Here is a 20,867-nt window from a genome sequence, read left to right as displayed (position 1 = left end):
TGGACGGGCAGGACGTGCTGGGCCGGTCGTGAGCCGGGGCCAGGGGAAGGCAGGAGGCGGGGCGTCGGGGAGCCGGCGTGCCGGTCGTCTGGGCTCGCTCTCCTGTGGTCCTCCGGGAGAGGAGACGCCGGGCAGCGCGTCCCGGGCATTCCGAGCCGCCCAACTCAGGTCGAGTACCGTGCCGTTGTGGACACAGCATCGCGCACTGTCAAGGCAAACGGCATCACTCTGGCCTATCGCGCCTGGGGCCCCGAGGACGCGCCGCCCGTCCTCCTGCTGCACTGTCGGGGTGCCGACGGCGCGGACTGGACGCGGATCGCGGAAGGGCTGGCCGCACAGCCGCGTCCACGGCGGGTGTACGCGCCGGATCTTCGGGGCCACGGGCGCAGCGACTGGCCCGGCACCGATCCGGGCGCGGGGCCCGAGGTGTACCGGTACGAGGTGATGCGCGACGACATACGGGCCTTCCTGCTCGCCCTGGGCCTCGGCCGGGTCGATGTCGTCGGCCACTCGCTCGGCGGCGCGGTCGCCTACCTCCTCGCGCAGCAGTCGCCCGAAGTCGTACGACGGCTCGTCCTGGAGGACGTACCCGCACCGTTCCCCCTCGACCCGCCGCGTCCGCCGGCTGAACGGCCGGAGGGGGAGCTGCCGTTCGACTGGGCCATGGTGCGGGCGACCGACGAACAGCGCAATGCCCCCGATCCTGTGTGGTGGGACCACATGGGTCGGATCACCATGCCGACGCTGCTGATCGGGGGCGGACCCACCAGCCTCATCCCGCAGGATCAGCTCGCCGTACTCGCCGACCTGATCCCCGACACCCGACTGGTGACCCTCGACGCGGGACATCTGGTCCACGAGACCCGTCCCGAGGAGTTCCTGGCGGCCGTGGCGGCGTTTCTGGCGGAGTGACGGCCGAGACCCGACTCACCGGCTGACCCGACGCCGATACACGAAGTAACCCGCGGTCAGAGCCAGCGCGCCCACGGCCAGGCCGGCGCCCAGTGCCATCTCGAAGTCCGCCGGTCCTCTCCCCCCGCCCAGGCCGCCCCTGACCCCCTGCGTGGGCATCACCGAACGGGTGGGCAGGGGCGTCAGCGTGGGGAGGGGCGTCAGAGTGGGGATGGGCGTCAGCGTGGGCATCGTCGGCGAGACGGCGACGTCCCGGCGCGGGAGCGTCTCACAGGCGATGCCGTCGTCCACCCCATGGTCCTCGTCCAGGCGGTGCGGGTCGCTGGGGTCGCGGTTGAACTCCGCCTGTGCGTCTTCCCGGAAGGTGAAGTCCGCGCAGTCCAGGTCGTTCTTGGCGTGGGCAACGGAGGCCGCCGGTCCGGCGGTGACGAGAACGGTGATCGCAGTCGTGCATATCGCGCGGATGCGTCTCTTCACGGGGGTTCCCTTTCGGTCCTGCGGTCTCGACGACCGTCATTGCGACCGTAGGGACGCCACCCGCGCACCGTCGCGTCCTGCTACGCCGTACGAAGCCTTTCGCGGCTCGACTGTCCCCGGACGGCCCAGCCCCGGTTGCTCATCCCCTCCCGGGCCCGTACGCCGTCATGAAGCGGTCCCGGAACCGGTCCATGCCCCACGTCGGCGCGTTCTCGGCGGGCTTCAGGCCGTCCGTCCAGCCCCAGTCGGCGATCCGGTCCAGGACCTTCTTGTCCCGGGCGACGATCGTGACCGGCACGTCCCTGCTCGTGCTGCCCGCGGTGACCGTCGGGACGGGCTGGTGGTCGCCGAGGAAGACGAGGACGGTGTTGTCGTCGCCGTAGCGCTCGACCCACTGGGTCAGACTGTCCAGGGAGTACTGGATCGCCTTGCGGTACTCGGTCCGCACGCGCTCGGAGCTCTTCCAGACCTCCGTGGGGTCCGTGCCCTCCTTCTTGATCTTGTGGAAGACCGAACCGTCCCCGAGGTCGTTCCAGTCGATCGTTCGGGGGATGGGGGACCAGGGATTGTGGCTGGAGGCCAGGATGATCTGCGCCATGAGCGGGTCGCGGTTCTTCCTGCCGTGCTCCAGCTTCTGGAAGGACTCCAGGCTGAACTGGTCCGGCACGGGCGACCAGCTGAAGTACGGGCCCTGGTAGCCGAGATGGGTGGAGTCGTAGATGTGGTCCAAGCCGAAGTACTTGCCCTCGGGCCAGGACTTCCGCACGCCCGGGACGATGCCGACGGTCCGCCAGGCGCCGCTCTTCTGGAAGTAGCTGGTGAGCGTCGCGCGGTCACTGGTGGTCAGGGTCCGGTACCGCTGCTGGTTCTTGACCCACAGGCCGGACAGGAACGTCGAGTGGGCGAGCCAGCTGCCGGCGCCGGTCACGGGCGACCTGAGCCAGCCGCTGCGCGCCGCGAAACCGGCCGACTTGAGCCTGGCGTCGCCCTCCTTGAGCGTCGCGTCGACCTCCGGCGCCATCGCCGGATCGTCGATGGCCACCCGGCCGTAGCTCTCGATGAAGGTGAACATGACGTCCTTGCCGCGCAGTCCGGTCAGCAGCTGGTCGGGCGGGGTGTCGGCGAAGGCGTCGACCGGGAGCTGCTTCTTGAAGTCCTCGGCGTCCCCGAGGCCGTCGCGGACATACTGCACACGGTTGGCGAGGTACTGGGCGTAGCTCTTGGTGGCGAGCGTGGTGCCGCCGAACTGCAGGCCCAGGGTGAAGCAGATGACCCACACGATGCCGAGGACCAGCGTGGTGCGTACGGCCATGGGGCGGTGCCGGGCGAGTACGTCCGCCAGCCGCACCACCGCGAGCGCGCTCACCACGAGCACGGCGACGGCCAGGACGATCACCCCGCCCAGCGCGAGCACCTCGCCCGAGCGGCCGAGCGAGTCCTTCAGGAAGTCCGCCGCGTCGTTCAGCAGAACCCAGTCGAAGACCAGGTCGAACGGCCGCGCCAGGGTCTGGCGGAAGCCCATGTCGAGGCATTTGAGAAGGATGGACAGCCCGAGGAACGCCCCCAGGACGACGGCTGTGATCCGCCGTGCCTTCGACGGCAGTGCGAGCAGGACGGCCGCCAGGAAGATCGCCTCCACGGGGAGACGGAGGAACTGCTGGACGGTGATCCAGTCGAGGCGGTTCGGCACGAGGAGTGCGGCGAGCACCAGCGCACCGGCCAGGACATGCGTCCCCACCCGCACGGCACGTGCGGCGGGCGGGTAGCGACGGCGCCAGCCGAACCAGCCGGGCCGATCCGCCACGCGGGGCGCAGGCGTGCTGGTCTCGTCAAGCGGCTCGGCGACCTCGGCGGCATCGGCGACCTCCGGCGCTTCGGCCCCGTCGGCCGTCTCGACCGCCTCTGCCGGCTCCGCTTCCTCTGTCTGTCGTCCTGCCTGCTCTGTTGTTGCCTCCTGCGACACCCGGAGGTCCTCCCGTGCGGTCTTGCGATGGCATGGCGAACAGCGCCCGATGACCGAGCCTGCCACCACGAGTACGTCCGCACGTCACCTTAGGTTCAATCGAGCCTGCCCGGAATTCATCCCTCCGCGGCCGCCGCCACGTCCCGCGCCCACCGGTAGTCCGCCTTGCCGCTGGGGGAGCGCCGGATCGACTCCGTGATCACCAGTTGGCGTGGGATCTTGTACCCCGCGAGGTGGGAGCGGCAGTGCGTCTGGATGTCCGCCAGCGACGGCCGGACCGCGCCCGCGCGCAACTGCACGACGGCCGCCACGTGATGCCCCCACGTCGCGTCCGGCACCCCGGCCACGAGCGCGTCGTACACGTCGGGATGGGACTTGAGCGCCTGCTCGACCTCCTCCGGGTACACCTTCTCGCCCCCGGTGTTGATGCACTGCGAGCCACGGCCCAGCACGGTGACGACGCCCTCCTGGTCGAGCGTGGCCATGTCGCCGAGCAGCACCCACCGCTCGCCGTCCTTCTCGAAGAAGGTCTCGGCGGTTTTCGCCGGGTCGTTGTAGTAGCCGAGCGGCACATGGCCGCACTGCGCGACCCGGCCCACCTCGCCCACCGCGACCGGCTCGTGCGTCGCCGGATCGACCACCTGGGTACGGGAGTTGACGCGGATGCGGAAACCGCGCTCGGGTCCGGAGTCCTCGGTCGCGGTGCCGTTGAAGCCCGACTCCGAGGAGCCGAAGTTGTTCAGCAGCATCACGTTCGGGACCAGTTCCTGGAACTGCCGGCGCACCGTGTCGGACATGATCGCGCCGGACGAGGACACGCTGAACATCGACGAGCAGTCCGTGCCCTTCATGGGCCCGTTGAGCGCGTCGATCAGCGGCCGCAGCATCGCGTCGCCCACCAGCGACACGCTCGTGACCTTCTCCTTCTCGATCGTCCGCAGGACCTCCTCCGGCACAAACTTGCGGTGGATCACGATCCGCTGCCCGAAGTTGAAGCCGATGAAGGCGGTCAGCGTGGAGGTCCCGTGCATCAGCGGGGCGGTGGGGAAGAACGTGATCCCGTCGCCGCCCGCCGCCACGCGCTCGGCGAGTTCCTCCGGCTTCTTCACCGGCTCGCCGGTCGGCGCACCCCCGCCCAGCCCCGAGAAGAACAGGTCCTCCTGGCGCCACATCACCCCCTTGGGCATCCCCGTGGTGCCGCCCGTGTAGATGATGAACTGGTCGTCGCCCGACCGCGCGGGAAACCCGCGTCCCGGTGACCCGGCCGCCTCGGCGTCCGCGAAGGCCACGGCGGGCACGACCGGCGCGCCGGCCGCACCCGGTGCATGCGGCGCACCGGGCGCCGCGGAGCCGACCCGCACGAGATGCCGCAGCCCGTCCACCTGCGGCAGCGCCGCCGCCACCCGGTCCGTGAACTCCGCCTCGAAGACCAGGGCCACCAGATCGGCGTCCCGGTACAGGTACACCAACTCCTCTTCGACGTACCGGTAGTTGACGTTGACCGGAACGATCCGCGCCTTCAGGCAGCCCAGCACCGTCTGCAGGTACTCGACGCCGTTGTAGAGGTGGAGCCCGAGGTGCTCGCCGGGGCGTATCCCGCTGTCGATCAGATGGTGGGCGATCCGGTTGGCGGCCGCGTCCAGTTCCGCGTACGTCAGACGGCGCTCCGCGCCCGTGCCCGGGTGGTCGACGTACACGAGCGCCTCGCGGTCGGGAACCGCGTCGACGACCGACTCGAACAGGTCGGCAAGGTTGTACTCCACCGCTCCTCCTGACCTCGAACAGGGCCTGGCTCTCCGACGGTTCGCCGGTCATCAGAGCAAAGGGCGGCACAACTGTGAAGCCTCCGCGCAAAAGAATCTGACTGTCTGTCAGAAAACCCTTGAAGTGCCCCCTCGCCTACTGCAACCTGTTCTCGTTCTGGCAGAGGGGAGACGGGTCATGGGTGGGACGGAACACCTCACCGTGCGGCGCGAGGGCGCCACACTGGTGCTCACGCTCAACAGGCCGGAGGCGAAGAACGCGCTGTCGTTGCCGATGCTGGTCGGTCTGTACGACGGCTGGATCGAGGCCGACGCGGACGACACGATCCGCTCGATCGTGTTCACGGGAGCGGGGGGCTGCTTCTGCGCGGGCATGGACCTCAAGGCCCTCGCCGGGAACGGAGGCCTGGCGGGAGAGCACTACCGCGACCGCCTCAAAGCCGATCCCGACCTGCACTGGAAGGCGATGCTCCGCCACCATCGCCCCCGCAAACCGGTGATCGCCGCCGTCGAGGGGTACTGCGTCGCGGGCGGCACCGAGATGCTCCAGGGCACGGACATCAGGGTCGCGGGCGAGTCGGCGACGTTCGGGCTCTTCGAAGTCAAGCGAGGCCTGTTTCCGATCGGCGGCTCCACGGTCCGTCTGCAACGGCAGATCCCTCGCACGCACGCCCTGGAGATGCTCCTCACCGGCCGCCCCTACAGCGCCCGCGAAGCCGCCGGCATCGGCCTCATCGGTCACGTGGTCCGCGACGGCACGGCCCTGACCAAGGCTCTGGAGATCGCCGAACAGATCAACGCCTGCGGTCCGCTGGCCGTCGAGGCCGTCAAGGCGTCGGTCTACGACACCGCCGAGATGACCGAGACCGACGGGCTGGCCGCCGAACTCAAGCGTGGCTGGCCGATCTTCGACACCGCCGATGCCAAGGAGGGGTCGCGCGCCTTCGCGGAGAAGCGGCCGCCTGTCTACAAGCGTGCGTAGCGCTGCGCCGACTTGGGCCGGTTCAAAGCTGCGGGCCGGATGTGGCTGGTCGCGCCCACGCGGCGGAGCCGCATATGTCACTGCCCCGCGCCCCTTACGGGGCGCTCCACGCACCCCCCTCCGAAGGAGGCACGCCCTCGATGCCTGAAGTTCTCAAGGCCCCGCTGACCGTCGAGTTCCCGTTCACCCGCTCCCTCAGCCCCGTCCAGAGCGCCTTCCTCACCGGCCTGCGCGAACGCGTCGTGCTCGGGGTGCGGACCGGCGACGGCCGCACGCTCGTCCCACCCGTCGAGTACGACCCCGTCACCGCGGAGGAGATCCGCGACCTGGTCGAGGTCGCCCCCACCGGCACGGTCACCACCTGGGCCTGGAACCACGCCCCCCGCCGCAACCAGCCTCTCGACACCCCCTTCGCCTGGGTCCTGGTACGCCTCGACGGCGCCGACACCGCCCTCCTGCACGCCCTCGACGCCCCCGGCCCCGACGCCGTGCACACCGGCATGCGCGTCCGCATCCGCTGGGCCGAGGAGCGCACCGGCGCCATCACCGACATCGCCTGTTTCGAGCCGTACGAGAGCGAGCCGACCGAAAACGCGCCGTACGACGGTGACCGGGCCGAACGCATCGCCCACACCGGCGAGTTCCACGACCCGATCACCGGCATCGTCGCCCCCGCCCGCCTCGACTACACCTACTCACCCGGCCGCGCCCAGTCCGCCTACATCGGCGCCCTGGCCGAACACCGCAACGTCGGCGAGCGCTGCCCGTCCTGCCGCAAGGTGTACGTCCCGCCGAGGGGTGCGTGTCCCACATGTGGGGTGGCCACATCGGAACAGGTCGAGGTGGGTCCCCGCGGCACCGTCACGACGTTCTGCATCGTCAACATCAAGGCGAAGAACCTCGACATCGAAGTGCCGTACGTCTACGCCCACATCGCCCTCGACGGCGCCGACCTCGCCCTGCACGGCCGGATCGGCGGCATCCCCTACGACCAGGTGCGCATGGGCCTGCGCGTCGAACCGGTGTGGACGGAAGGCGCCCGTTTCCCCGACCACTACCGGCCCACGGGCGAGCCCGACGCGGACTACGACACCTACCGGGAGCTGCTGTGAACCGCGAGATCGCCGTCGTCGCCTTCGCACAGACCGACCACCGGCGCACCAGCGCGGAGCTCTCCGAGGTCGAGATGCTCATGCCGGTCCTGCACGACGTGCTGGAGCAGACCGGTCTGAAGACCGCCGACATCGGCTTCACCTGCTCCGGCTCCAGCGACTACCTGGCCGGCCGGGCCTTCTCCTTCACCCTTGCCCTCGACGGCGTCGGCGCCTGGCCGCCGATCTCCGAGTCGCACGTCGAGATGGACGGCGCGTGGGCGCTGTACGAGGCGTGGACCAAGCTGCTGACGGGCGACGCCGACACCGCGCTCGTCTACTCCTACGGCAAGTCCTCGCCCGGCCCCCTGCGGGACGTCCTGACCCGGCAGCTCGACCCCTACTACGTCGCCCCCCTGTGGCCCGACTCCGTCGCCCTGGCCGCCCTCCAGGCCCAGGCTCTCGTCGACGCGGGCGACACCGACGAACCCGCGCTCGCCGCCGTCGCCGCCCGCAGCCGCAACGACGCCGCCGCCAACCCCCATGCCCAGCTGCGGGGTTCGGTGCCGCAAGGCGAGTACGTCGTACGACCGCTCCGTACCGGCGACTGCCCGCCCATCGGCGACGGCGCCGCCGCCGTGATCCTCGCGGCGGGGGAGCGGGCCCGTGAGCTGTGCGCACGGCCCGCCTGGATCCGCGGCATCGACCACCGCATCGAGGCACACGGCCTGGGCGTGCGCGACCTGACCGACTCGCCGTCGACCCGCCTCGCCGCCGAGAAGGCCGGTGCGTTCGAACAGCCCGTCGACACGGCCGAGTTGCACGCGCCGTTCACCTCGCAGGAGGTCGTCCTGCGCAAGGCGCTCGAGCTGGACGACGGCGTGCGCGTGAACCCGTCCGGCGGGGCGCTCGCCGCCAACCCGGTCATGGCCGCCGGGCTCATCCGCATCGGCGAGGCCGCGGCCCGGATCCAGCGGGGCGAGTCCGACCGGGCGCTCGCACACGCCACGTCCGGGCCCTGTCTGCAGCAGAACCTGGTCGCCGTACTCGAAGGGGATCCCCGATGAGCAAGGAGCCCGTGGCCGTCGTAGGCATCGGCCAGACCAAGCACGTCGCCGCGCGCCGGGACGTGTCGATCGCCGGGCTCGTCCGGGAGGCGGCCCGCAGGGCACTCGCGGACGCCGAGTTGGCCTGGGCGGACATCGACGCCGTCGTCATCGGCAAGGCGCCCGACTTCTTCGAGGGCGTGATGATGCCGGAGCTGTATCTCGCCGACGCGCTCGGCGCGGTCGGCAAGCCCATGCTGCGGGTGCACACGGCCGGCTCCGTCGGCGGATCCACCGCCCTCGTGGCCGCCAACCTGGTCGCGGCCCGCGTGCACGGCACCGTGCTGACGCTCGCCTTCGAGAAGCAGTCCGAGTCCAACGCGATGTGGGGCCTGTCCCTGCCGATCCCTTTCCAGCAGCCCCTGCTGGCCGGGGCGGGCGGGTTCTTCGCACCGCACGTGCGCGCGTACATGCGGCGCAGCGGTGCGCCCGACACCGTCGGCTCGCTGGTGGCGTACAAGGACCGGCGCAACGCGCTGAAGAACCCCTACGCCCACCTCCACGAGCACGACATCACCCTGGAGAAGGTCCAGGCCTCGCCCATGCTGTGGGACCCGATCCGCTACTCGGAGACCTGCCCGTCCTCCGACGGCGCCTGCGCGCTGATCCTCACCGACCGCGCCGGGGCCGCACGGGCACCCCGCCCGCCCGCGTGGATGTTGGGCGGCGCGATGCGCAGCGAGCCCACCCTCTTCGCCGGCAAGGACGCCGTGTCGCCGCAGGCGGGCAAGGACTGCGCGGCCGACGTGTACCGGCAGGCGGGCATCGCCGATCCGCGCCGGGACATCGACGCCGTCGAGATGTACGTCCCGTTCTCCTGGTACGAGCCGATGTGGCTGGAGAACCTCGGCTTCGCCGCCGAGGGCGAGGGCTGGAAGCTCACCGAGGCCGGGGTGACCGAGCTCGACGGTGACCTGCCCGTCAACATGTCCGGCGGCGTCCTGTCCACCAACCCCATCGGGGCCTCCGGGATGATCCGGTTCGCCGAAGCGGCCCTTCAGGTGCGCGGACAGGCCGGGGAACACCAGGTGGAGCGGGCCCGGAAGGTGCTCGGGCACGCCTACGGGGGCGGGTCCCAGTTCTTCTCGATGTGGCTCGTGGGCTCCGCGCCCCCGGACGCCTGAGGCGGCTGTCCGGACAGCGGGGGAGAGGCCTCCGCAAAGGTCCCCCTCATGTGGCCTGTCGACACCCGGACCCGATCGCTAGGCTGGCCGCGGACGGACGAATCGGGAGGAGCACGGACGTGGCCGAGAGCACCATCCAGCAGCAGCCGCTCACGGGCTGGGACAAGCCGGAGCTGGACCTCAGCAACGCCGAGTGGCACTCGGGCAGTCGCGGCCTGGGCGATGTCCAGATCGCTTTTGTCGAGGGATTCATCGCGATGCGCAACAGCGGCCGGCCGGAGAGCCCTTCCTTGATCTTCACCCCCGCCGAGTGGGGTGCCTTCGTGTCGGGCGCGAGGGAGGGCGAGTTCGATCTGACGTGAGGTGCGGGCCCCGGTGAGCCGGCGGGCGGTCGCTCCGCGCGCCGGCCGCCGCCGGGCCGATCCGGGCGTGTTCCGCCCGTTTTTCCGGACACGCGACCTTCAGAGACTCCCTGCGGCCGCGGCCTGAGCGAGGCTGGCCCCGGATGGTGCGAAGGTCGTCTTCCGGAGGTGAGGAACCCATGAGCACCCTGCCGGTCATCGCGGCGGTCGACGGATCGGACGACAGCCTGGTCGCGCTCGACTGGGCCGTCGAGGCCGCCCTGGTGCGTGAGGCGCCGCTGCGGGTGGTCCACGTACAGCAGTACCCCGCCTGGTCCAAGCCGGACGTCCTGCCCGCCGGGCGGCCGGAACCCGAGGGCGACCCGGTGCTCGACCATGTACGCCGGTATCTGGCAGGGCGGGTCGAGCGACCCGTGATGGAGTACGTCGCCCTGGAGGGCGCACCCGGTGCGATGCTGCCCGAACTGGGCGCGACCGCCGAGCTGTTGGTGCTCGGTTCCCGGGGGCGCGGCGGGTTCGCCGGTCTGCTGCTCGGCTCCAACGGCATGGCCGCCGCACGTGACGCCGAGTGCCCGGTCGTCGTGGTGCCCAAGCCGGGGCGCACGGTCCACGAGGCCATGCCGATCGAGCCGGGGCCGCGGGTCGTCGTCGGCCTGCAGGTCGACGGCCCCGACGAGGCCACGCTGTCCTTCGCCTTCACCGAGGCGGCCCTGCGCGGCGCCCGGCTCCAGGCCGTCGCCGCCTACTCGTGGCCGGCCCACATCTGGACGGCGGCCCCCGCCCTGGCCCTGCCCCCGGCCGTCGACCAGGACGCCGTCGAGAGCGAGACCCGCGCTCTCGCCGAGGGCTTCCTCGCCCCGCACCGCGAACGCCACCCGGATGTGCACGCCGAGCCGTACGTGGCCCCCGGCGACGCAGCCGGTCTCCTCGTCGCGGCCTCCCGTGACGCGAAGCTGGTCGTCGTCGGCCGCCACCGACGCCGCCTCCTGGCCCCCGCCCGCATGATGGGCTCGGTCGCCCAGGCGGTCCTGCTGCACGCCGCGAGCCCCGTGGCCGTGGTGCCGCCCGCGCCGCCGGAGGAGTGACGGGCCGCGGGGCGGGTCATGCCACCCACCGCGCACAGGTCTTCTGATGCGGCCCGCCACACCCTCCCGTCGGGACGGCGGTGTCTCGCTCCTCGACCGTCTTCACCGGTGGCGGCACGACCGGGACCGTAGGCCGTCGCTCCTCGGCAGACAGCGAAATGTGCGACGTACGTCAGCACGGCGAAACCGCGCGAGAACGTCCGCCCGCACGTCACGGACCAGGTCCGGCCACGTACCATGGCGACATGTCGTTCCTCCGCCGCCGCAGCGCCACGCCCGCCGGGCCCGACTTCGACGTACTGGCCATGGACCCGGGCGACTGGCCCGGCAATCTGGGTGCGGGGCTGCTGCCCGCTCCGGACGGCAGCTGCCAGGGCGTCTTCCTGCGTTACGACCTCTTCGGCGGCCGTGGTCCTGCGATGATCATCGGCAACCTCCCGGAGGGCTCGCCGGCCCGCGAGGTCGGGGAGGGCGAGATCCCGTTCGAGGTGGCGCAGCTGCTGCTGGCCCTGGAGAACGAGGAGGAGGTCACCGTCGTCGGCAGCGAGGACGTGCCCGTGATGCAGGGTGACAACCTGCTGATCGTGCGCCGTCTGAAGCTCTCCGAGAGCCGGATCTCCTGCGTGCAGTTCGACCGCAGCGACAACGTCCTGGTCACCATCGCCGCCTGGGACCGCCCGATCACCGACGACCTGTACGCCCTCCTGAAGCCGCTGCCCGCGGAGCTCTTCCAGCAGGGCTGAACCGCCGCCCCCACCGCACCGCCAGGGTCCCCATCTCGGGGGCCTCGCTCGTGTTGTCATGACCCTTGCCGCTGAGTCATCGGACCTCTAGCGTCAAGGGTCATGTCGCATGAGCCGCATGGGATCACCCGAAGAACAACTCTGAAGGGGACGGCCATAACGGCCATCAGTGCTGGAGGGTTTGCGCTGGGCACAGGAGCCGTCGGGGCGGCGCCCGCCGGTTCCGTCGATACCTCCGATGTGTCGACCGAGTCGTCCGTGCTCTGGTACGCCTCCCCGGCAGCCGACTGGGAGCGCGAGGCCCTGCCCGTCGGCAATGGCGCCCTCGGCGCCATGGTGTTCGGCACCCTCGCCTCCGAACGGCTGCAGTTCAACGAGAAGACCCTCTGGACCGGCGGCCCCGGCTCCGCCCAGGGCTACGACCACGGCAACTGGCGCGCACCCCGCCCCGGCGCGATCACCGCCGTACAGGACGACCTCGACGCGCGGACCACACTCGACCCCGAGTCCGTGGCCGACCGGCTCGGCCAGCCGCGAACCGGCTACGGCGCCCATCAGACCTTCGGCGACCTTCACCTCGACATACCGGGCGCACCGACGACGACCCCGGAGGACTACCGCCGCGAGCTCGACCTCGACAAGGCCGTCGCCTCGGTCACCTACACCCACCAAGGCGTCCGTCACCAACGGGACTTCTTCGCCTCCCACCCCGACGGGGTGATCGTGGGCCGCCTCGCCGCCGACCGGCCCGGCAGCGTCACCTGCACCCTGCGCTACACCTCACCACGTGCCGACTTCACCGCCGCCGCGTCCGACGGAACCCTGACCGTGAGGGGTGCACTCGCCGACAACGGGCTCCGCTTCGAAGCACAGGTCCGGGTGCACAGCCGGGGCGGCACGGTCTCGTCCGACGCCGACGGCACGATCACCGTGACCGGGGCCGACAGCGCCTGGTTCGTCCTGGCCGCGGGCACCGACTACGCCGACACCTACCCCCGCTACCGCGGCCCGGACCCGCACACCGCCGTCGCCCGGGCCGTACAGCAGGCCGGCGACGACGACTACGAGGCACTGCTGGCCCGGCACCTGCGCGACCACCGCACCCTGTTCCGCCGAGTCGCCCTGGACATAGGCCAGTCACTCCCGGCAGACGTGCCCACCGACGCGCTCCTGGCCGCGTACACCGGCGGCACGAGCGCGACGGACCGCGCCCTCGAAGCCCTCTACTTCCAGTACGGCCGCTACCTGCTCATCGCCTCCTCACGCCCCGGCTCCCTGCCCGCCAACCTTCAGGGAATCTGGAACCACAGCACCACGCCCCCGTGGTCCGCGGACTACCACACCAACATCAACATCCAGATGAACTACTGGCCCGCCGAGGCCGCGAACCTCGCGGAGACGACCGCGCCGTACGACCGCTTCGTCGAAGCCCTGCGCGCGCCCGGACGCCGTACGGCGCAGGAGATGTTCGGCTCGCGCGGCTGGGTCGTGCACAACGAGACCAACCCGTACGGCTTCACCGGCGTGCACGACTGGGCGACCGCGTTCTGGTTCCCCGAGGCGGCGGCGTGGCTCACCCAGCAGATGTACGAGCACTACCGATTCGGCGGCTCCACCGACTACCTGCGCACCACCGCCTACCCGGTGATGAAGGAAGCCACCGAGTTCTGGCTCGACAACCTGCGCACCGACCCGCGCGACGGCACCCTCGTCGTCACCCCCAGCTACTCGCCCGAGCACGGCGACTTCACCGCCGGGGCCGCCATGTCGCAGCAGATCGTCCACGACCTGTTCACCAACACCCTCGAAGCCGCGCGGACGCTGGGCGACACGCCCGACTTCCGCCGTCGCGTCGAGGAGGCGCTGAACCGGCTCGACCCCGGCCTGCGCATCGGCTCCTGGGGCCAACTCCAGGAGTGGAAGCAGGACTTGGACGACCCCACCGACACCCACCGGCACGTCTCCCATCTGTTCGCCCTCCACCCCGGGCGGCAGATCGAACCCGGCAGCACATGGGCGGAGGCCGCCAAGGTCTCCCTGACCGCTCGCGGCGACGGCGGCACCGGCTGGTCCAAGGCCTGGAAGATCAACTTCTGGGCGCGGCTGCGCGACGGCGACCACGCCCACAAGATGCTCGGCGAGCAGCTGAAGTCCTCGACCCTGCCCAACCTCTGGGACACCCACCCGCCGTTCCAGATCGACGGCAACTTCGGCGCCACCTCCGGGATCGTGGAGATGCTCCTGCAGAGCCAGCACGACGTCATCGAGGTGCTGCCCGCCCTGCCCGCCGCCTGGCCGGCCGGCTCGGTGCGCGGCCTGCGCGCCCGCGGCGGCGCCACCCTCGACGTCACGTGGGCGGACGGCAGGGCCACCCGCATCGCCCTGAAGGCGTCCCGGACCCGTCGACTCACCGTCCGCAGCGATCTGTTCAAGGACGGTGACCTGACCTTCAGGGCGGTCGCCGGGCGGCGGTACACCTGGGACAGGCAGGACTGACGCCGTGCGCGTGGTGCCGTCAGGAGCCCGACGGCACCACCCGCACATCCGCCGCCCGCACGAACGCGACCCGGTGACCGAACTGGATCTCGTAGTACTCGTCCTTGCCGGCCACGACCCGGTGCGAGCCCTCGTCGAACGTCACCGCGTAGTAGTACTCGCCCGGCACCTTGTCGCCCACCGCGTACTGCTGCCCGGCCGGCAAGGTGTACGGCAGCGGCGACACCGTCTGGGCGGGAACGTCCGCCGGATAGGCGGAGGCCTCGGGATAGGCCCGCCCGTACACCGGCACGCTCTGCATCCCGTCCTTGGGCGTCACCACCAGCCCGGCCGCGTTCACCGCGGTCGGGTTCTTCTTCGGGTTCCTGAACCACGCCTTCTGGCCCAGGTACCAGATCGCCGTCCAGTCGCCCTCACGGCCGGCGACCGCGTACTGCTGGCCGGTCGAGACCCGCGAGGACAGGTCGTTCACCCCGGTGGTCGGAGTCGTGCCCAGACCGACGTCCTTGATCAGGGGATACGACTCGCCGGGCCCGGAGTACAGCCGTACCGCGCTCGAACCGTGGGCCGCGCACGGCTCGCCCGCGGAGACGCAGCCCGTGTACTGCGGCCGGTTGGCCGCGTAGTCGGGGCGGATCGTCACCAGGCCGCCGTACGGGCCGGCGGTGGGCACGAAGGGCCGGCCGAGCAGCTCGAAGTAGTGCCGCCAGTCCCAGTACGGGCCCGGGTCGGTGTGCATGCCCTTGATGTTCGACGCGGTCGGGCCCGGCACGTTGTCGTGGCCGAGGATGTGCTGCCGGTCCAGCGGGATACCGTACTTGTGGGCGAGATACGTCACCAGACGTGCTGAGGACCGGTACATCGCCTCCGTGTACCAGGCGTCCGGCCGCGCCAGGAAGCCCTCGTGCTCCAGGCCGATCGACTTGGCGTTGACGTACCAGTTGCCCGCGTGCCAGGCCACGTCCTTGGCCTTCACATGCTGGGCGATGTGACCGTCGGTGGAGCGCAGCGAGTACTGCCAGGACACATAGGTCGGGTCCTGCACCATCTTGAGGACCCCCTCCCAGGAGCCCTCCGTGTCATGGATGACGATGTACCTGATGCCCTGCGCCGCCGGACGGTCCCCCAGGTCGTGGTTGCCGTAGTCGCCCTCCCCGAACTGCTCGTAGGGCGCCGGGACCCACTCGCAGGCCACGGTCGACGGGCACTCGGTCTCATCGGACTCGACGGTGCGCAGTCCCGCCCGCTTCAGCTGCCCGGTGTCGGGGGTGAGGCCCGGCCGGCCGGTCAGGGCGACCCGCTGGCCCGCGTCCGTGCGGCGCTCCAGGCCGGTGCGCAGCACGTCGTAGACGTCGTTCGCGTACGCCGCCGCCGTCGCGGTGTCGTCGGCTCCGGAGAAGCGGGCCACCGCGCCGTACCAGTCCGCCGGATCGGAACTCAAGGGTGCGCCCAGCGCCTTCTGTTCGGCGACGAGCAGGGCGGCGCCGCCCGCCACATTGGCCGCCGGGTCCGTACGCAGCTCCCGCGGGCTCAGCCCGGTCAGTTCCGCTGCCCTCGGCAGGGTCGTGAGACGGGCCGGGATCTTCGCGGCGTCCGGGAGCTTCGCCGTGGGGGACAGGGGCGCGCGGGCGCTGTCGCCGCGCGGGTCCTCCGCGCCGTCACTGTGATGCGGGACCGTCCCGGCTAGCGCGGCGCGGGCGTCGGTGAGGTGCATCGGGCCGTAGCCGCCGGTCACGCTGGGCGCGCCGCCGTGCGTGTCCCAGCGGGACTGCAGATAGGAGACGCCCAGCAGGACGCTCTGCGGCACGTGGTATTCGGCGGCGGCGGAGGCGAACGCCTGCTGAAGGCCGTCCGCCGAGGAACGGGCACCGGGCGGGGCCGCTCCGAGCAGCGGCAGCAACAGCGCCGCGGAGGCCAGCGCGCCGACGGTGTTCCGCCGGCGTCGGGGCCCGGCCGCTGTGCCGGGGTCGGTGACGGATCCGCGCATTGCAGCCTCCTGGGACGGTCGGGCGCGATGAGCCGTGCGGGGCCGGGCGTGCGTCAGTGGTACCGGCTGTCCGACGATCCGTCAATCATGCCAAGAGGTAGGCGTCTTCCCTTGTCAACCGGGGGTCCCGGGAGTTTCGCGGCGACGCCCCACGGGCCTGCGGCGCGTCAGTGGCGTACACCAATGGGTGGGGGCGAGCAGACATACGAAGGTCCGCGGTGCGCCGATGTCCTGGCTCACCGCGGACCACCGTCCCCGTCAGCGAGTGCCGACCGCCGCGCGCACGGCCCGCCGGGCCAGCTGGCAGTCGTCGTGCAGCCGCCGCAGCAGCAGCCGCTGTTCCTCGCCGGACGGCGCAGCACCCGGGTGGGCCTGACCCGGTGCCGCCGGGGTCGAGTCGTGCATGGAACGCTGCACGGCCGTCTCATAGGTACGGATCTCACGGGTCAGCACGAGCATCAGGTTCACCAGGAACGCATCCCGTGACGCCGGACCCGCCGACTGGGCGATCTGACTGATCTGCCGCCGGGCCACCGGCGCGTCCCCGAGCACCGACCACAGCGTCGCCAGGTCGTAGCCCGGCAGATACCAGCCCGCGTGCTCCCAGTCCACCAGCACTGGACCGGCCGGTGAGAGCAGGATGTTCGAGAGCAGTGCGTCGCCGTGGCAGAACTGGCCCATGCCCTGCCGGCCCGCGGTGGCCGCGATGCCGTGCAGCAGCTTCTGCAGATCGCCGAGGTCCCGGTCGGTGAGCAGACCCAGCTCGTGGTAGCGGGAGATCCGCGTCGCGTAGTCCAGCGGCGCGTCGAACGTGCCCGCCGGCGGCCGCCACGCGTTGAGCCGGCAGATCGCTCCGAGGGCCGCCCTGATGTCCGCACGCGGCGGCGCCTCCAGCGGGTGCCGCTGCAAGGCGGCCACCCGGCCCGGCATCCGCTCGACGACCAGCGTGCAGTTGTCCGGATCCGCCGCGATCAGTCTCGGCACACGCACCGGGGGGCGGTGCCGGACGAACGAGCGGTATGCCGCTATCTCGTGCCGGATCCGCTCGGCCCACGCCGGGGAGTGGTCCAGTAAACACTTGGCGACGGCCGTGCTGCGCCCGGTCGTGCCGACCAGGAGCACGGACCGCCCGCTGCGGCGCAGCACCTGCACCGGAGTGAACTCCGGGCAGATCCGGTGCACCGACGCGATCGCCGTACGCAGCTGGGCGCCCTGAGGGCCGGACAAGTCGAGTCTCCCGCTGAGCGGTTGGGTGCCGAGCCCCGCGGGGCGGCGCGTCCGGCCCGCGCCGAGCACGGGGGCGGCCGCCGGCCGCGCGGGGTCGAGGTAGGGGCCGCTGCCCGCCGGGCGGGCTCGCAGCGACCGGGGCGGGGCGGACACGGAGGACGATGCTGCGTACATGGGAGAGACAGATCCCTTCGTGTGCCTGAGACGTCAAAGCGCTGCCCGATCCGGCCGCCCGGGTGCACCCTGGGGAATGCGTCAGCCGTAGCTGGAGGGCGACCGGGTCGGGGTGGCGCGTTCCTACCTGACACCCGATGCCCAGTGGCACACCATCTGGCGCACCCTGGCGAACCCTGGCGAATAGTCCCGAGGCAACTCTCACGGGGCTACTGTCAACTCAGCCGAGAACCTGGGGGCTTGACGTGAGCGGACAACCCAACACCCGCCTATCGGACCTGTTCGGCCTGGCCGGCTGGTCCAAGGGCGAACTCGCGAGGCTGGTCAACCGGCAGGCGGCGGCCATGGGCCACCCCCAGCTGGCGACCGACACCTCGCGGGTGCGGCGTTGGATCGACACGGGAGAGATCCCGCGCGATCCGGTACCGCGGGTGCTGGCGGCCCTGTTCACCGAGCGTCTCGGCCGTGTCGTGACCATCGAGGACCTCGGTCTGGTCCGGCACGGGCGTGCGGGGAAACGGCAGGACGGCGGGAGTGTGGAGCATCCCGACGGTGTGCCGTGGGCGCCCGAGCGGACGGCTGCGGTCCTCACCGAATTCACGGGAATGGACCTCATGCTCAACCGACGCGGCTTGGTGGGCGCGGGTGCCGCGCTCGCCGCGGGATCCGCACTCAGCAGCGCCATGCACGACTGGCTGCACACCGACCCGGCCCTCAAGGCCGACGCCCCCCAGATCGACGACCCCCTGCACGCCGACCCGGCCGGGTTCGACCGCTATGAGGCCGCCCCCATCGGGTCGCAGGAGATCGAGGAACTGGAGCGCTCGGTCGAGGTGTTCCGAGCCTGGGACGCGGCCCGCGGCGGCGGGCTGCAGCGCAAGGCAGTCGTAGGACAACTCAACGAGGTGGGCGGCATGCTCGCCTACCGTCACCCCGACCATCTGCAGCGGCGCCTGTGGGGCGTCGCCGCCAACCTCGCCGTCCTCGCGGGCTGGATGTCGCACGACGTCGGCCTGGAACCCACGGCCCAGAAGTACTTCGTCATCGCCGCCCACGCGGCCAGAGAAGGCGGCGACCGGCCCCGCGCCGGGGAGGCGCTCTCCCGGGCGGCTCGCCAGATGGTGCACCTCGGCCGGCCCGACGACGCACTCGACCTCATGAAACTCGCCCAGTCCGGCTCCGGTGACGAGGTGCTGCCGCGCACCAAGGCCATGTTCCACACCATCGAGGCCTGGGCACAGGCGTCGATGGGCAAGGGCCAGGCCATGCGCCGCACCCTCGGACAGGCGGAGGACCTCTTCGTCTCCGACCGGGGCGACGTGCCGCCGCCGAGCTGGATGCAGACCTTCAAGGACGAGGATCTGTACGGCATGCAGGCCCTGGCCTACCGCACCCTGGCCGAGTTCGAGCCGGGCGCGGCCGCGCACGCCCAGCACTACGCGGAGAAGGCCCTGGCCCTGCGCATCGACGGCCGGGAGCGGTCGAAGATCTTCGACCATCTGTCCATGGCGTCCGCCTGCTTCATCGCGGACGACCCCGAACAGGCCGATCGCTACGCACGGCTGGCCCTGATGTCGATGGGCTCGAACTCCTCCGGCCGCACCTGGGACCGGCTGCGCCAGATGTACCGGCTGACCGCCGAATACTCCAGCTACCCGAAGATCCACGAACTGCGGGAGGAGATCCGGCTGGCGCTGCCCAAGGCGAAGAAGCCCGGCAGCGCCCAGGCTTAGCGCACAGGCACAGGGGGCCTGTCCGACCGATCGATCGCTGGACCTTCCAGCACGTCACCGACCTTCTACGCCATCACCCTGGCCACGAGCACGCAGGCGTCGTCCTCGCGCTCGCTCTCACCGAACTCCTCCACGACCAGCCGTACGCAGTCCTGTGCGCTGTGTGCCCCGCCCAGGCGGGGGGCCAGGTCGAGGAGACGGTTCATGGAGTCCGCTCCCTTGTGCCTGGGCGCCAGTCCGTCCGTGTGCAGCAGGAGCAGGTCGCCCACCTCGAGGGTGTCTTCGGCCTGGGTGTAGACGGCACCCGAGGTGGCGCCGAGCAGGACGCCGTCGGGCGCGTTCAGCCTGCGCCCCGTCCCGTCGCGGAACAGCAGCGGGGCGGGGTGTCCGGCCTGCGCCCAGGTCAGGGTGCGGGTCTCGGGCCGGTAGCGGCAGCAGACGGCGCTGCCGAGGGCGGGCTGGACGGTGGCGTCCAGCAACTGGTTGAGCCAGGACATCAGTTGCCCCGGCTGGGTGCCCGCCATCGCCATCCCGCGTACGGCGCCCAGCAGGGTCGCCATGCCCGATGCCACGGCGACGCCGTGCCCGGTGAGGTCGCCGACGCTCAACAGCGTGTCGCCGTCGACGAGTTCGAGGGCGTCGTACCAGTCGCTGCCGATCAGCGCGCGCGTCGACGACGGCAGATGGCGGGCGGCGAGGTCCAGGGTCCGCGGGCCCCGGTGCGGGAGCCGCAGGGAGCCGCGCCACGGCGGCAGCACGGCCTCCTGCAGCTCGACCGCGAGCCGGTGCTCGGTCTGCGCCTGGTGCTGCCGGCGTTGGAGCGAGTCACGGGTCTCGCTCACCGCCCGCTGACTCAGGCGCAGTTCGCTGACGTCCCGCAGCACGGCCCACATCGAGGCGGTGCTGCCGTCGGCGTCGAGCACGGGCTCGCCCATCATGTGCACGGTCCGGACCTCGCCGTCCGGCCGTACGATCCGGAACTCCCCGTCGATGGGCTTGGCGTCGACCAGGCAGTGGGTGACCATCGCCGTCAGCTTCGGCCGGTCCTCGTCGAGCACCAGGGACGGCAGCTCGTCGAGGGTGAGCGGGGGAGCGGCGGGGTCACGACCGAGGATCTGGTAGAGCTCGCCGGACCAACTGGCCTCGTCCGTCAGCAGGTTCCACTCCGCGCTGCCGACCCGGCTGAGCAGCGAGCCGGGCCCGGGAGCGGGTGCCGCGGTCCCGTCGGCCGGCGCGGCCGCGGGAGCCGGGGAGGCGGGGGCCGGGCCGTCCCGCAGTTGCGCCAGGTGCTCGTCGAGGTCGTTGAGCTGATGCAGGGCGAGGTCGCACAGCGCCCGCTGCCATCGCTCCTGCGGATCCGAACCGTCGCTCTGCGTGCCCTGCCGTACGGCGTCGACGTCGCCCTTGAGCCGTCGCGTCTGCGATATGAGCGCATCGACCGAGCCGCGTCCGGGCGGCTGAGCGGCGGGGCGGTCCGCAGAGAGATGGGACGGCATGACGCACTCCGATGCGGGGACGGTACGACCAAGGCTGACGGAAGGACCGTTACGACTGTTGCACAGCCCGCGACGCGCTGTAAGGGATTTGGCAACACCCGATACGGTGGTGCGTCTGGCATATGCCAGAGTCTTCACGGAGGGCT

16 protein-coding genes are annotated in these 20,867 nt (G+C 71.4%); 10 read left to right on the top strand and 6 right to left on the bottom strand.

The window, feature by feature from the left end:
• Positions 1-186: 186 nt before the first annotated feature.
• Positions 187-912 carry an alpha/beta fold hydrolase gene (locus ACIBU0_RS32225; protein ID WP_398825473.1) on the top strand — a complete coding sequence of 242 codons (726 nt, stop codon included), beginning with the start codon at positions 187-189 and terminating at the stop codon, positions 910-912.
• A gap of 15 nt (positions 913-927) precedes the next feature.
• Here the strand turns inward: ACIBU0_RS32225 and ACIBU0_RS32220 are convergent, their stop codons facing one another.
• From ACIBU0_RS32220 to ACIBU0_RS32210, 3 genes are all read right to left on the bottom strand, one after another.
• A complete protein-coding gene (locus tag ACIBU0_RS32220) occupies positions 928-1,389 on the bottom strand; it encodes a hypothetical protein (protein ID WP_398825471.1) in 462 nt (153 codons plus the stop codon).
• Between the two features lie 139 nt (positions 1,390-1,528).
• Positions 1,529-3,352, bottom strand: coding sequence for a sulfatase (locus ACIBU0_RS32215; protein ID WP_398825469.1), 1,824 nt, complete (start codon positions 3,350-3,352; stop codon positions 1,529-1,531).
• Between the two features lie 116 nt (positions 3,353-3,468).
• Positions 3,469-5,115 carry an acyl-CoA synthetase gene (locus ACIBU0_RS32210; RefSeq protein WP_398825467.1) on the bottom strand — a complete coding sequence of 549 codons (1,647 nt, stop codon included), beginning with the start codon at positions 5,113-5,115 and terminating at the stop codon, positions 3,469-3,471.
• Positions 5,116-5,293: 178 nt separating this feature from the next.
• Between ACIBU0_RS32210 and ACIBU0_RS32205 the strand changes: the two genes are divergently transcribed.
• The 8 genes from ACIBU0_RS32205 to ACIBU0_RS32170 all read left to right on the top strand — a co-directional run bounded on the left by ACIBU0_RS32205 (position 5,294) and on the right by ACIBU0_RS32170 (position 14,104).
• Positions 5,294-6,097, top strand: coding sequence for a crotonase/enoyl-CoA hydratase family protein (locus ACIBU0_RS32205; RefSeq protein WP_398825466.1), 804 nt, complete (start codon positions 5,294-5,296; stop codon positions 6,095-6,097).
• Positions 6,098-6,237: 140 nt separating this feature from the next.
• On the top strand, positions 6,238-7,209 hold the full coding sequence (locus tag ACIBU0_RS32200; protein ID WP_398825464.1) for a Zn-ribbon domain-containing OB-fold protein: 972 nt from the start codon (positions 6,238-6,240) through the stop codon (positions 7,207-7,209).
• A complete protein-coding gene (locus ACIBU0_RS32195; RefSeq protein WP_398825462.1) occupies positions 7,206-8,255 on the top strand; it encodes a thiolase domain-containing protein in 1,050 nt (349 codons plus the stop codon). The genes ACIBU0_RS32200 and ACIBU0_RS32195 overlap by 4 nt, the downstream gene beginning before the upstream one ends.
• Positions 8,252-9,418 (top strand): thiolase domain-containing protein, encoded by a 1,167-nt coding sequence (locus ACIBU0_RS32190; RefSeq protein WP_398825460.1) that lies wholly within the window; start codon positions 8,252-8,254, stop codon positions 9,416-9,418. Before ACIBU0_RS32195 ends, ACIBU0_RS32190 begins: the two co-directional genes overlap by 4 nt.
• 119 nt (positions 9,419-9,537) lie before the next feature.
• Positions 9,538-9,780, top strand: coding sequence for a DUF397 domain-containing protein (locus ACIBU0_RS32185; RefSeq protein WP_398825458.1), 243 nt, complete (start codon positions 9,538-9,540; stop codon positions 9,778-9,780).
• Between the two features lie 179 nt (positions 9,781-9,959).
• Positions 9,960-10,865: a universal stress protein gene (locus ACIBU0_RS32180; RefSeq protein ID WP_398825456.1), complete on the top strand. Its 906-nt coding sequence runs from the start codon at positions 9,960-9,962 to the stop codon at positions 10,863-10,865.
• A gap of 245 nt (positions 10,866-11,110) precedes the next feature.
• Positions 11,111-11,608, top strand: coding sequence for a hypothetical protein (locus ACIBU0_RS32175; RefSeq protein WP_398825454.1), 498 nt, complete (start codon positions 11,111-11,113; stop codon positions 11,606-11,608).
• A gap of 258 nt (positions 11,609-11,866) precedes the next feature.
• Entirely contained in the window at positions 11,867-14,104 is a 2,238-nt protein-coding gene (locus ACIBU0_RS32170) for a glycosyl hydrolase family 95 catalytic domain-containing protein (RefSeq protein ID WP_398825940.1), read from the top strand.
• Positions 14,105-14,123: 19 nt separating this feature from the next.
• On the opposite strand, the gene ACIBU0_RS32165 is transcribed toward ACIBU0_RS32170, so the two are convergent.
• Together ACIBU0_RS32165 and ACIBU0_RS32160 are read right to left on the bottom strand one after the other, a co-directional pair.
• Entirely contained in the window at positions 14,124-16,091 is a 1,968-nt protein-coding gene (locus ACIBU0_RS32165) for an N-acetylmuramoyl-L-alanine amidase (RefSeq protein ID WP_398825453.1), read from the bottom strand.
• 258 nt (positions 16,092-16,349) lie between these two features.
• Positions 16,350-17,492: an aminoglycoside phosphotransferase family protein gene (locus ACIBU0_RS32160; protein WP_398825451.1), complete on the bottom strand. Its 1,143-nt coding sequence runs from the start codon at positions 17,490-17,492 to the stop codon at positions 16,350-16,352.
• Positions 17,493-17,737: 245 nt separating this feature from the next.
• Between ACIBU0_RS32160 and ACIBU0_RS32155 the strand changes: the two genes are divergently transcribed.
• Positions 17,738-19,225, top strand: coding sequence for a hypothetical protein (locus ACIBU0_RS32155; protein WP_398825449.1), 1,488 nt, complete (start codon positions 17,738-17,740; stop codon positions 19,223-19,225).
• 65 nt (positions 19,226-19,290) lie between these two features.
• Here ACIBU0_RS32155 and ACIBU0_RS32150 read toward each other — a convergent pair whose 3' ends face one another.
• Positions 19,291-20,721, bottom strand: coding sequence for a PP2C family protein-serine/threonine phosphatase (locus ACIBU0_RS32150; RefSeq protein WP_398825447.1), 1,431 nt, complete (start codon positions 20,719-20,721; stop codon positions 19,291-19,293).
• Positions 20,722-20,867: the final 146 nt, after the last annotated feature.

Source organism: Streptomyces sp. NPDC049627, from assembly GCF_044465645.1.
Taxonomy (GTDB): Bacteria; Actinomycetota; Actinomycetes; order Streptomycetales; family Streptomycetaceae; genus Streptomyces.
This window is presented reverse-complemented; position numbering and strand designations above follow the sequence as displayed.